The 12,227-nt window shown below is 59.6% G+C and carries 10 protein-coding genes; 4 read left to right on the top strand and 6 right to left on the bottom strand.

Features of this window, described 5'->3' with window-relative positions; all coding sequences use genetic code 11:
* Positions 1-109 precede the first annotated feature (109 nt).
* Positions 110-1,399: an ABC transporter substrate-binding protein gene (locus BLP23_RS07395; RefSeq protein ID WP_092584143.1), complete on the bottom strand. Its 1,290-nt coding sequence runs from the start codon at positions 1,397-1,399 to the stop codon at positions 110-112.
* 139 nt (positions 1,400-1,538) lie between these two features.
* Here BLP23_RS07395 and BLP23_RS07390 point away from each other — a divergent pair, with 139 nt between their 5' ends.
* The 3 genes from BLP23_RS07390 to BLP23_RS07380 are packed head-to-tail and all read left to right on the top strand — an operon-like array spanning position 1,539 to position 5,437.
* Positions 1,539-2,567, top strand: a complete 1,029-nt coding sequence (locus BLP23_RS07390) for a LacI family DNA-binding transcriptional regulator (RefSeq protein WP_092584142.1) — start codon at positions 1,539-1,541, stop codon at positions 2,565-2,567.
* Positions 2,568-2,576: 9 nt separating this feature from the next.
* Entirely contained in the window at positions 2,577-4,430 is a 1,854-nt protein-coding gene (locus BLP23_RS07385) for a DUF2264 domain-containing protein (protein WP_092584321.1), read from the top strand.
* A complete protein-coding gene (locus BLP23_RS07380; RefSeq protein WP_092584141.1) occupies positions 4,427-5,437 on the top strand; it encodes a hydroxyacid dehydrogenase in 1,011 nt (336 codons plus the stop codon). The genes BLP23_RS07385 and BLP23_RS07380 overlap by 4 nt, the downstream gene beginning before the upstream one ends.
* A gap of 2 nt (positions 5,438-5,439) precedes the next feature.
* On the opposite strand, the gene BLP23_RS07375 is transcribed toward BLP23_RS07380, so the two are convergent.
* The 5 genes from BLP23_RS07375 to BLP23_RS07355 form a co-directional block, all read right to left on the bottom strand.
* A complete protein-coding gene (locus BLP23_RS07375; protein ID WP_092584140.1) occupies positions 5,440-6,714 on the bottom strand; it encodes a Gfo/Idh/MocA family protein in 1,275 nt (424 codons plus the stop codon).
* 36 nt (positions 6,715-6,750) lie between these two features.
* Complete coding sequence (locus BLP23_RS07370; protein WP_092584139.1) at positions 6,751-7,581, bottom strand: sugar phosphate isomerase/epimerase family protein; 831 nt, start codon at positions 7,579-7,581, stop codon at positions 6,751-6,753.
* Between the two features lie 27 nt (positions 7,582-7,608).
* A complete protein-coding gene (locus BLP23_RS07365) occupies positions 7,609-8,772 on the bottom strand; it encodes a dihydrodipicolinate synthase family protein (RefSeq protein WP_092584138.1) in 1,164 nt (387 codons plus the stop codon).
* A 1-nt stretch (position 8,773) separates the two neighbouring features.
* Complete coding sequence (locus BLP23_RS07360) at positions 8,774-9,922, bottom strand: Gfo/Idh/MocA family protein (protein WP_092584137.1); 1,149 nt, start codon at positions 9,920-9,922, stop codon at positions 8,774-8,776.
* Positions 9,923-10,055: 133 nt separating this feature from the next.
* A complete protein-coding gene (locus tag BLP23_RS07355; protein ID WP_092584136.1) occupies positions 10,056-10,733 on the bottom strand; it encodes a TetR/AcrR family transcriptional regulator in 678 nt (225 codons plus the stop codon).
* Between the two features lie 207 nt (positions 10,734-10,940).
* Here BLP23_RS07355 and BLP23_RS07350 point away from each other — a divergent pair, with 207 nt between their 5' ends.
* Positions 10,941-12,227 (top strand): ABC transporter substrate-binding protein, encoded by a 1,287-nt coding sequence (locus BLP23_RS07350; RefSeq protein WP_092584135.1) that lies wholly within the window; start codon positions 10,941-10,943, stop codon positions 12,225-12,227.

The raw sequence follows: 12,227 nt of genomic DNA, 5'->3' as shown, positions 1-12,227 counted from the left end.
CGGGTCGGAGCCTGCAACCAACGCTCAATAAAGAGGCCCGCCACACTGAACTGACCCCTGAAAGTTGTCAGTTCACGACGGCGGGCCTTCCGGGAGGAAAAACCTGGATTCAGCTTCTGATCGTTGCCTTGCCTTGTTCCACCAGGCGAGCGGCGGCATCGGCGGGGGTCGTGCGTTCGAACGCGAGCTCGTCAGCGAGGGGCCGAAGGACGCGCTGGTCGAATTCCGTCGCGCCAAGCGGGGCAGGCGCCGGGTAATCACCGACCTGATCCTTAAGAAGGTTGACGTATTTGACGGTATCCTGCTCCGTTGGGTTAAGGTTCGGCAGGATCGCCTCGCGGACAGTCGCCGACATCGGTACGCCCCGCTCCACTCCGAGGATCCTGCCGGCGTCGATGTCGTTGACGAAGAAGTCGATGAACTTGGCGGCCGCTTCGCCGTTCTTTGTCGTCGCTCCGATGCTCCAGATAAGCGCGGGACGGTAGTAATGGCCGGAAGGACCGCCCTTCCTTTCGCGCGGCAGCATGGTGATCGCCAGTTTATTCTTCGAGATCAGCTGATATCCGACGAGCTGGTTTGAATAGGCCATGCCGATCGCCGATTTGCCAAGCGCCAGGCAGTTGGTGTCGATGGTGTTCTGGTCGAGCGTCTGTACATCCGCCGCGACCGTGCCACCCTTCTTGCGCAGGTCCTCCCAGAAGCTGTACCACTCCTTGGCATCCTCGACGTCGAAGCCCAGGCTGCCATTGGCGTAAAGGCTCTTGCCACGCTGGCGCAGCCAGGCATCGAAGACATAGGCATAGCGCGCGCCGTAAGGGCCGCCCCAGTAATTGTCCTTGCCGGCAGCTTTTGTAAGCTCGACGGCCAGTTTGGCATATTCGTCCCAAGTGAGGTCTGGCGTCGGCAAGGGAAGTCCAGCCTTTTCAAAGGTGGTCTGATCAAAAAAGAGCGCAAAGGAGTTAAGGCCGAGGCCGATGCCATAGAGCTTGCTATCGACGGTCGTCAGCTTGAGCATATCCTTGCCGAAGGTGTCGACCTTGAGAGCCGAGGGAACGAACTCGTCGAGAGGCATGCAGGCGCCGCGCTTTGAGTAATCGGAGATCGTGCTGGGCTCGAGCTGGAACACATCGGCGATCGCGCGGCCAGCCATCTGCGTCGCGAGCTTCGTCCAATAGCCGTCGCCGCTGAGCGACTCGCCGACGATCGTGACGCCCGGCGTCTTGGCCTGATAGAGCTTTGCAACCTCCAGCGTACGCTTGGCGCGGTCGTTAGAACCCCACCACATGGCACGCAGTTGCGCGTCTTCGGCAAATGCCGGGATGACACTACCCGCGCCGAATGCGAGGCCCGTAGCCACACCGGCCGAGCCCATCAGAAATGAACGTCGATTGATCTGCATGATGATCCTCCTTTGTCGCCTGCCCGTGCCGTCCTCCAACGTTTCTCGAGCATGTCACGCGTAGAGTACGCAAATAATTTCGGTTTGCAACAAATTATATTTCCATTGCAAATTTGCATGATTTGCATATGTTTGAGTTATGAACGAAATCAAACCCAGACGGCCGCGTCAGGCCGACATCGCAGCTTTGGCTGGCGTCTCCGTTTCAACGGTTTCACGGGTGCTTGCCAATGAGCCAGGCATAAGCGAGAGCGTGCGCGAGCATATTCTGAGGGTGGCGGTCGAGCATGGATACCAAATGAGGTCTGCTCCGGAAGCGGTTCCGGGCGGACTTGCGCTGATTGCCAGCGATGGCGTCACGGGCGGACTGAGCGTTTTCTACGAGTCGATCGTCGAAGGTCTGCGTACGGCGGCGGCCGAGCACGGCATGTCGTTTGAGGTTCGCCTCATCCGGGAAGACCGTGCGACGCCCGAGGTCATTCGAGACTATATGAAGTCGGCGCGTGCCGAGGGCCTCTTTCTCGTCGGCATTGATCCGAGTGGGGCTTTGCGCGGCTTCATCGACGACGAGAAGGTTCCGGTTGTCCTCGTCAACGGGACGGATCCTCAGCTCCGCCTCGACGGTGTTTCGCCTTCCAATTTTTTCGGTGCCTTCCAGGCTGCCCAGCGGCTGCTGAAGGCCGGTCACCGCCGCATCCTCCATCTGACCGGTTCCCACCGCAATACGATTCGCGAGCGTGTTCGCGGTTTCGAGGCGGCGATAACCTCGATCCCGGATGCCGAAGGCCGGCTTGTGCCGATGACGTTTCATGGCAGTGCCAGCCGCGAGGCGCATGAGCTGACGGCGGCGATTCTTGCGGAGAATGCCGGTTTCACTGCCGCCTTCTGCATGAACGATTTTATCGCAGTCGGTGTCTTGGAGGCCGTCACGGAAGCTGGCCTTCGGGTGCCGGAAGACTTCGCGATCGTCGGTTTCGACGATCTGCCCTGCGCATTGATGACCAATCCGCCGCTTTCCACCATGCGCGTCGATCGTGCGGCGCTTGGCCGGGAGGCGATCGGTCTCATGATGTCCCGTTTCCGGGACCGCGCGGCCCCCGCCCGTCATGTATGCCACGGGGTCATCCCCGTCGCCGGGGGCACCGTATCTGATATTGCAACCTCATGAGTGATTCCGATGACCTATGATCCGGCCAGCGCCAATCCGCTTGCAGGCAACCCGCTCGAAACCCGCGAGGACATGGGCCGCGCGCTTCTCGATCTCTTCGATCCACTGCTGCCCTATTTTTCGAAGGGCAATGCTCGCGTGCGGCTGGATGGCGCCGGTGCGCATTTCGATCGCGCCGCGGCCGATCTGGAAGGCTTCGCCCGGCCTCTGTGGGGTCTTGCGCCTTTGGGTGCGGGAAACGGCCGGTTCGAGCACTGGGACCGTTTCGCCGAAGGCCTCGCTAATGGCGCCGATCCGCAGCATCCGGAATATTGGGGCACGGTCAACGGCCGCGACCAGCGCATGGTGGAGCTTGCCGCGCTCGGTTTTGCGCTGGCGCTTGTCCCGGAAAAGATCTGGGAGCCACTAGATGGGCATGCACGGAACAACGTCATCGCTTATCTCAAGCACGCGCGCCAGTTTGACTATGCCGACAACAACTGGAAGTTCTTCCGCATCTTCGTCGATATCGCGCTTGAACGATTGGGCGCGGATTTCGATCGCAGCCTCACTAGGCAATATCTGGAAGAGCTGGAGGGCTTCTATATCGGCGATGGCTGGTATCGCGACGGCAATGTCCGCCGTATCGATCACTACATTCCCTTCGCGATGCACTTTTACGGCCTGATTTATTCGAAGCTTGTCGATGATGACTATGCCAAGCGATACCGCGAAAGGGCAGTACTCTTTGCGAAGGATTTCAAAAACTGGTTTGCAGCCGATGGTGCGACGATCCCCTTCGGCCGCAGCCTGACATACCGCTTTGCCTGCGCAGGTTTCTGGTCAGCGCTGGCCTTCGCCGACCTCGAAGCTTTGCCTTGGGGTGAAGTCAAGCACCTTTGCCTCCAGCATCTGCGCTGGTGGAGGGACAAGCCGATGACGAACCGAGACGGCATCCTTTCAATCGGTTTCGGCTATCCCAATCTGATGATGTCGGAAAGTTATAATTCTGCAGGCTCGCCCTATTGGGCTTTCAAGGCCTTCTTGCCGCTCGCAATTCCAGCAGACCATCCATTCTGGACCTCAAAGGAAAGGGCGCCGGAAGCGGTCGCCGTCTCCCCGCAGCGCCACCCGGGCATGGTCATGATACGGGCGGGCGGCGATGTCGTGGCGCTTTCTTCCGGCCAGGAAAACTTGCAGATGCGGTTTGGAACGGAAAAATACGCAAAATTCGCATATTCAGCGCGCTACGGATTCAGTGTTGAGGCCGACGAGCGAAATTTCGTCGGCGGCGCTTTTGATTCGGCGCTGGCTTTCAGCGACGATGGATTGCATTACCGAGTTCGCGAGACGAATGCGGAAGCCAAGATTGCCGGCAACGTGCTTTATTCGAAGTGGTCGCCGTTCAAGGATGTCTCGGTCGAAACATGGCTCGTACCGGCAGCGCCCTGGCATATTCGCGTTCACAGGATCAACACGCCACGTGCGCTGCAGACGTCAGAAGGCGGCTTCGCAATCGCCAAACGGGATTTCGATTCTGATACGCTTTCGGCAGAAGCAGGTGCCGCGCATGTCATCGGCGAGACCGATTTTTCCGGCATCGCCGATCTTGGCTCGACCGTGACGCGCACCGGCCTTGCGCAGAAAGCCTTGCCGAATACGAACCTCATTGTTGCAAAGACATTGGTGCCGCAGTTGCGCGGCGAAATCCCGGCAGGTGAGACCGTGCTGATCACGGCAGTGCTCGCAGTCAATGATCCGCAAGCTGTTTGCGGGGTTTGGATGAAGCGCCCTGTTGTCCCGGACATCGCAGCTTTGGAACAGCAGGTGAAGGAATATGGCGTGACTGTCAGCGCCATTGTCGCGCCGGGACAGATGCCATGAGCCGTCCCGGCATCGCGCTTGCCATGCATCCGGGGCGCACGGAACATGTCGTCTCGGATGAGTTGTTTAAACGCCTGGAAGTCATCGGCCGCTTGCTCGACCGCGAGCCGCTGCAGAATTTTTCTGATGAGCGCGCCCGGCGCGTGCTCCCGGAGACGGAAATCCTCATTACAGGCTGGGGGGCGCCGCAGGTGGGCGGTGAGGTGCTTGCCGCAGCGAGGCGATTGAAGATTGTCGCTCATGCGGCCGGCACCGTCAAAGGCATTATCGGGGAAGAGATTTTCAGGGCCGGGATTGCGGTCAGCCATGCCGCGGAAGCCAATGCCACACCGGTTGCGGAGTTTACGCTCGCAGCCATTCTCTTTGCCGGCAAACAAGTTTTCCGCTTCCGCGACTATTACGTGGCAGACCGCAACCGTGACCGCACACATCCGATGCAGCGTCTGGCGATCGGCAACTACCGGCGCACGGTCGGCATCATTGGTGCATCGCGGATCGGTCGTCGCGTCATCGAGTTGCTGGAGCCGTTTGACTACCAGCTTGTCCTTTTCGATCCGACGATTAGCATGGCTGAAGCCCAGGGGCTTGGTGCAGAGAAGGTCGATCTGGATACGCTCATGAAGGTTTCCGACATCATTTCGCTTCACGCGCCGTCCCTGCCTTCCACGCAACATATGATCGATGCGGACAGGCTGGCTTTGATGAAGGACGGCGCAACGCTCATCAACACGGCCAGGGGCGCAATCATCGATGAAGCTGCGCTGCTGGCGAGGCTTGCAACCGGCCGCATCGATGCCATCATCGATGTCACGGACCCGGAAATCCCCGAGCCTTCATCGGCCTTTTACGATCTGCCGAATCTGTTCCTGACACCCCATATTGCAGGCGCCGTCGGACTGGAGCGCATGCGCCTCGGTGAAATGGCGGTGGACGAGATCGAACGATTCCTAAAGGGCGAGCCGCTTCGTTATGGCGTCACACTCGCGGATCTCGAAAAGATGGCCTGAGCCTATCCAACCTTGCGGGAATTCGGTGAGTCGTCATTGGCAAGCTCAGGCATCAGGTCGGCGAGATTGACGACCTTGCCGGTGCGGGAACTCTGAAGCGCTGCGATGCCGCAAAGCACAGACATGGCCCCGGCACGCGTTCCCGCACGCTGATGAAGCCTGTCCTGCATGTCCGGCTTGAAGATCATGTTGCGCATCCGGTCGTCGCCGCCGTAGTGGCCGCCGGAGGAATGCGGCACGATGATACGCTCAACCGCCTCCTTCCCATTGGGGAAATTCCGGATCAGCAGGATCTCATCCTCTTTCTTCACCTCCCATGGTTGGGCTTCATGCTGGCGGATTTCGATCCGGCCTTTGGTGCCGTTGAATGCCAGATGGTGGCCCTCGATCGGCTGGAAGGTGTTCAGCGAATAGGAGACATGCACGTTGTTTCGATAGCGGATGCTGGCGACCATCGTGTCCGGAATGTCGATATCCTCGCGGAAGACGCAGCCGTCGCGAAAATACCCGTCGATCTTCGACGGCTCCTCGTAGAGTGCGTCCAGGAAGGGATCTGCTTCCAGATCGAGAAAGTAGTCGCATTCATGCGTGTGCGGACAGAGCTTGCAGCGTGGGCCGCGAAAGGGGCCCTTGCGGCCGTAATTCTGTAGATCGGCGAAGGACGTCACCGCTTCGGGATCGCTGTCGAGATACCAGTTCAGCAGATCGAAATGGTGTGTTGCCTTGTGGACGAAGAGGCTGCCGGAATTTTCGGTATAGGCGTGCCAGCGGCGGAAATAGTCGGCGCCGTGTTTCGTGTTCAGGTACCAGTGGAAGTCGACCGAACTGACGCGGCCGATCTCGCCGGAATTGAGCAATTCCTTGATTTTTGCTGCGGTCGGCGCATAGCGGTAGTTGAAGGACACGTCGACGCGCCTGCCGGTCCGCTTTTCGGCGTCGATGATCCGGCGAATCTTGTCGACTGCGGTCGTCATCGGTTTCTCGGTGATGACGTCAATCCCGGCCTCCAGCGCCCGCACGACGATCGCATCGTGCGTGTGATCCGGCGTGCAGACGATGACAAGGTCCGGTTTGACCTCGGCCAGCATCGCATCGATATCCTCGTAGATCGGCGCATTGCTGCCGATCATCGTGCGGGCGCGCTCGCCGCGAAGAGAGTTCTTTTCGACGATCGCGACGAGATCGACATGTTCGCGCCAACCGGCGAGCAGCTCTTTGCCCCACATGGTGGTTCCGCGATTTCCTGTCCCGATCAGTGCAAAACGGCGTTTCTCCATCGAATGATCCTCCTCATGCGTGCTAAAATGCATCGACTATGCTTGGCAGCAGCTACGGTAGCGCTCGACGCAGGTCGCGATGGCCTCGTCCGCTGGCCGTTTCCACCAATTCTCTGCCGAAAAGATTTCGACCTCCTGCGCGCCGAAGAAGCCTGCCTGCTCGATCATGCGCCGGATGCCTTTGAGATCGATCACGCCATCGCCCATCATGCCGCGGTCGGTTAGCATGTCCTTTGTCGGTACCAGCCAGTCGCAGATGTGATGCGCGAAGATGCGCTTCATCTGGCCGGCGCGCGCGATCTGGTTGGCGAGATCCGGATCCCACCAGACATGGTAGACGTCGATTGCAACGCCGACGTTTTCGCCCAGCTGCTCACACATATCGAGCGCGTGAGCAAGCGTGTTCACGCAGGCTCGGTCGGCCGCATACATCGGATGCAAGGGTTCGATTGCCAACGGCATGCCGGCGGCTTCTGCGTGCGGCGCTATCGCAGCGATGCCGGCGGACACCATCTGGCGCGCTGTGCCGATGTCCTTGGAACTGCCCGGCAGCCCGCCGACGACGAGCACGAGGCAATCGGCGCCGAGCGCGGCAGCCTCATCGATTGCGCGCCTGTTGTCGTCGAGGTTCCTCTGCCGTCCTGCCTCGTTTTCCGCCGGAAAGAAACCGCCGCGACAAAGGCCTGTCAGCTTCAATCCGTTCGATTTGACGATGCGAACGGCCTCGGCGAGCCCAACTTTCGCGACCTGCTCCCGCCAGGGTGCGATCCTGGTGATGCCGTGCTTCAGGCAGATATCGACGGCTTCGGCAAATCCGCATTGTTCGCGGATCGTCGCGAGATTGATCGAAAGTCCTTCGATCTGCATATGAACTCCTCCCCGTCCCGATCGGCGTCAGTAAACGCCATGAACGGCGAGCACCCGCTTCATGTGGTTGACCGCCATATCGGGATCGGCAAGAACGCGCGCCTTGTCCGCCAGCCGGAAAAGCTCCGCGAGATGCGTCAGTGAACGCGTGCTCTGCTGCCCGCCGATCATCGTGAAGTGATCCTGCAGGCCGTTGAGATAGGCAAGGAATACGACGCCGGTCTTGTAAAAGCGCGTCGGCGCCTTGAAGATGTGACGTGAAAGCGGAACGGTCGGATCGAGCAAGTCGAAGAACTCGCGGTTGCTCTTGCGGCCCAATGCTTCCATAGCGGCGGAGGCGGCCGGCGCAATCGCATCGAAAATGCCGAGCAAGGCGTCGGAGTGCCCCAGTTCGTCGCCGGCTATCAGTTCCGCATAGTTGAAGTCGTCGCCGGTATACATGCGCACGCCCTTCGGCAGTTGCCGGCGCATTGCGATTTCCTTCTCCTTGGAAAGCAAGGAAACCTTAATGCCGTCGATCTTTGCGGCATTGGCTTCGATCACTTGCAGGCAGGTGGACATGGCCTTGATGTGGTCCGGATTGCCCCAATAGCCTTCCAGCGCCGGGTCGAACATCTCGCCCAGCCAGTGGATGACGACCGGTTCTTTCACCTGCCGCAGGATGCGGTCATAGACGCGGATGTAATCATCTGGCCCTCTCGCAGCGGCCGCAAGCGCGCGGCTTGCCATCAGGATGATGCGCCCGCCCTCTGCCTCGACGGCTTCGATCTGTTCTTCGTAGGCCCTGATGATCGTGTCGATCGTCACGTCGGGACCGGGAGCCAGATGATCGGTACCGGCGCCGCAGGCGACCAGCGCATCCTTGCGAGTGCGTGCTTCGGCAAGCGCTCGGCGAATGAGATCGCGGGCTTCCGGCCAGCCAAGTCCCATACCGCGCTGCGCCGTGTCCATCGCTTCGGCAACGCCGAGGCCGAGGTCCCAAAGGCGGTGGCGGAAGGCGAGTGTCCGTTCCCAATCGATGGCAGGTGTCAGCCATGGATCGTTGTCCGCGAGCGGGTCGGCGACGACATGGGCCGCGGCATAGACCACGCGCGGAAAGTCTTTCGCGTCACGCTTCTTGAGCTCGATCGGCGATCCGGTCAGCGTATAGGGGGCGATCCTGCCGTCGAGGGGAAGATTGATCGTCTGCATATCAGAACTCCAATGCGGGAACGTCGAGCCAGCGGCGCTCGGCCCAAGATTTCAGGCCCAACTCCGCAAGCTGGACGCCCTTGGCGCCCGCCTCTAGGCCGTAGGGCCACGGGGCGCCTTCGGCGACATGGCGCAGGAACATTTCCCACTGCACCTTAAAACCGTTGTCGAATGTCTGCGTATCCGGCACCTCGTCCCAGGTTTGGTAGAAGTCGATCGTTTGCGGCTGGTCCGGATTCCACACCGGCTTCGGCGTATTGACGCGATGTTGCGTCCAGCATTTCGTAAGACCGGCGACGGCAGAACCGTGAGTGCCGTCCACCTGGAAGGTCACGAGATCGTCGCGGCGCACGCGCACGGCCCAGGACGAATTGATCTGCGCGATGACGCCGCCTTCAAGCTCGAAGGTAGCATAAGCCGCATCATCCGTATCGCAGTCGTAGGACTTGCCCTGCTCGTCGACGCGGCTGCCGATATGCGTTGCGCCGAGGCAGGAAACCGCTTTCACCTCGCCGAAAAGATTGTCGAGCACGTAGCGCCAGTGGCAGAGCATGTCGAGGATAATGCCGCCGCCATCGCCCTTGCGGTAGTTCCAGGACGGGCGCTGCGCCGGAACGCCCCAATCGCCCTCGAACACCCAATAGCCGAACTCGCCGCGCACCGAGAGAATTTTCCCGAAGAAACCGGAATCTCGCAACAGCGCCAGTTTGCGAAGACCCGGCAGGAAGAGTTTGTCCTGCACGACGCCGTGCTTGAGGCCGGAGGCCCGCGCTTTCCTTGCAAGGTCAACGGCCACTTGCAGGTCGTCGGAGATCGGCTTTTCGCAATAGACGTGCTTGCCGGCATCGAGTGCCTTGGAAAGCAGCTCGGCACGCATCAAGGTCGTTCCGGCATCGAAGAAAATCTGATCGTCCGGGTTGGCGAGTGCTCCGTCCAGATCTGTCGACCAGCGTTTGATGTTGTGCTTCTTCGCCAGCTCTTCCATCTTGTCGCGGTTGCGGCCGACGATGATGGGGTCGATCTCCAGCCGCTCGCCGGATTTCAGGAACAAACCGCCCTGGTCGCGGATGGCCAGGATCGATCGCACTAGGTGCTGATTGTAGCCCATGCGGCCTGTAACGCCGTGCAAAATGATCCCCAGACGAGCCATCTTATTTCTCCCTGCCAAATTGTCGAACGGCGGGAGCGGGCGTTGCCCCGGCCCTCCCAAGCCAGTAACTAAACGGTTACTTGATGGCAGATCGGAAGTAGGGCTGTCAATAGTCAAATCCAATTTTGAATTCTCAGCGCTTGATGGAGGCGAGTGTCACGTGGACGATATGCTGTTCCCAACTGTCGAGATTTGACGGCTCAATCAGTTCGCGCCCGAAGATCGTCGAGAGCGTATGTTGGTTCGAAAGGTAGAAGTATCCGAGCGAGGCGATCGTCAGATAGACGTGAAGGGGATCGGCGTTCTCGATGAAAACGCCTTCCTTCTTGCCGCGCTCGAGAACCCGCGCAAGCTCACCGATCAGGTGAGAATGCAATTCCTTGAGCCGGACGGACTGGCGAAGCCAGCGGGCGCGGTGCAGGTTTTCCGTACCGAGAAGGCTTAGAAACTCCGGATGCTTGAGGAAATAGCGCCAGGTGAAGAGCGCAAGTTCGCCAATTCCTTCTTCCGGGCTGCGATCGCCGATATGCAGGGCACGCTCCGCTGTACGGATGCCGACATAAGCCTCCTCCAGCACACGCAGATAGAGCTGCTCCTTGTCGCCAAAATAGTGATAGAGCATGCGCTTATTGGTGCCGGCCCGCTCGGCAATTGCGTCGACGCGCGCCCCGCCCATGCCGTTTTCGGCAAATTCGCGCGTAGCTGCTTCCAGGATCGCGGCCTTGGTTCTTTCAGGGTCTCGTTGCAATACGCGCTCGCTGGCCACCCGCTTGGCTTTTTTCTTTTCCCCGGTCTCTGCGCTATTATCCATCCGCTTATCTCCCCAGACGCTCTGTTGCGCTCATAAGGCTTCGGTGCGAGATTGTAAAAGCGACAATCCGGGAGGAGAACCTCGCGAAATTATCACCGCTTGACAGGCCCGATGCTTGTCCATAGCTTGTAACCAATTAGTTATTTGTTGCAAGAGAAACCAGCAAGGAGCGTGTGGAGGCGCTCCCCAAGGGAGGAGGAAAAACAGATGACACTACGCGTAAGCAGACGTAATTTCATGGCAGGCGGGGCAACGCTTCTCTCGCTTTCGGCGCTGGGTTCCAGTGCCTTTGCGCAGGACACACGCCTGCGCCTGCTGTGGTGGGGATCGCAGCCACGTGCAGATCGCACCAACAAGGTATCGGAACTCTACAAGGCGAAGAATCCGGGTACGTCGATAACCGGCGAGTTTCTCGGTTGGGGTGACTACTGGCCTCGCCTCGCGACGCAGGTCGCTGGCAAGAATGCCCCCGATGTGATCCAAATGGATTACCGTTACATCGTCGAGTATGCACACCGCGGCGCACTTGCGCCTCTCGAATCCTACATGCCGTCGAAGCTCAATCTAGGTGACTTTGACAAGGCGCAGATCGAGGGCGGCAGCGTCGATGGACATCTTTATGGCGTGAGCCTGGGTGCGAATTCGGCGGCAACCATGCTGAGCAAGACCGCGTTCGAGGAAGCGGGCATTGATCTTCCGACTAAGGCAACGACCTGGGAAGAGTTTGGCAAGATGGCAGCCGAACTGACCAAGGCCGGCAAGCGCAAAGGCATGTTCGGAATGGCCGATGGCAGTGGTGGGGAGCCGCTTTTCGAAAACTACCTCCGCCAACGCGGAAAGGCGCTTTATACTGCTGATGCGAAGATTGGCTTTGGCGTCGAAGAGGCATCCGAATGGTTTGACATGTGGAACAAGTTCCGTGAAAGCGGTGCATGCGTTCCGCCCGACATTCAGGCTTTGGACAAGAACGACATCGAGACCAATACGTTGACCCTTGGCAAGTCTGCCGCTGGTTTCGCGCACTCGAACCAGTTCGTGGCATATCAGCAGATGAACAAGGACAAGCTCACTCTGGCAAACCACATGCGAGTGACAAAGGACTCGAAGGGCGGCCACTACCGCAAGCCTTCGATGTTCTTCTCGGTTTCAGCTCAGTCGAAAGCGGTCGATCAGGCAGTCGATTACGTGAACTTCTTCGTGACGAACCCGGATGCCGCGCTGGCGCTGGGTGTTGAACGCGGCATTCCGGAATCGGCAGCGATGCGTGAGGTCGTGGCAGCCAAGCTCGACGCAGTCGGGAAAGTGCCGCTGGAATACGTCTCCGGCCTCGGCGATCTCGCCGGCAAGTTGCCGCCACCGCCGCCTGCGGGTGCCGGTGAGGGCGAGCTCACGCTTCGAAACATATCTGAGCAGGTCGGCTTCGGGCAGTTGACAGCGGCAGACGGCGCCAAGCAGCTCGTGGACGAACTTACGCGCATTCTCGCGCGGGGCTGA

This window comes from Rhizobium mongolense subsp. loessense (assembly GCF_900099775.1).
Taxonomy (GTDB): Bacteria; Pseudomonadota; Alphaproteobacteria; order Rhizobiales; family Rhizobiaceae; genus Rhizobium; species Rhizobium loessense.
This window is presented reverse-complemented; position numbering and strand designations above follow the sequence as displayed.

Coding starts and splice junctions, on each gene's coding strand:
- BLP23_RS07395 (WP_092584143.1), bottom strand. CDS start 1,399: ATGCAGATCAATCGACGTTCATTTCTGATGGGCTCGGCCGGTGTGGCT.
- BLP23_RS07390 (WP_092584142.1), top strand. CDS start 1,539: ATGAACGAAATCAAACCCAGACGGCCGCGTCAGGCCGACATCGCAGCT.
- BLP23_RS07385 (WP_092584321.1), top strand. CDS start 2,577: ATGACCTATGATCCGGCCAGCGCCAATCCGCTTGCAGGCAACCCGCTC.
- BLP23_RS07380 (WP_092584141.1), top strand. CDS start 4,427: ATGAGCCGTCCCGGCATCGCGCTTGCCATGCATCCGGGGCGCACGGAA.
- BLP23_RS07375 (WP_092584140.1), bottom strand. CDS start 6,714: ATGGAGAAACGCCGTTTTGCACTGATCGGGACAGGAAATCGCGGAACC.
- BLP23_RS07370 (WP_092584139.1), bottom strand. CDS start 7,581: ATGCAGATCGAAGGACTTTCGATCAATCTCGCGACGATCCGCGAACAA.
- BLP23_RS07365 (WP_092584138.1), bottom strand. CDS start 8,772: ATGCAGACGATCAATCTTCCCCTCGACGGCAGGATCGCCCCCTATACG.
- BLP23_RS07360 (WP_092584137.1), bottom strand. CDS start 9,922: ATGGCTCGTCTGGGGATCATTTTGCACGGCGTTACAGGCCGCATGGGC.
- BLP23_RS07355 (WP_092584136.1), bottom strand. CDS start 10,733: ATGGATAATAGCGCAGAGACCGGGGAAAAGAAAAAAGCCAAGCGGGTG.
- BLP23_RS07350 (WP_092584135.1), top strand. CDS start 10,941: ATGACACTACGCGTAAGCAGACGTAATTTCATGGCAGGCGGGGCAACG.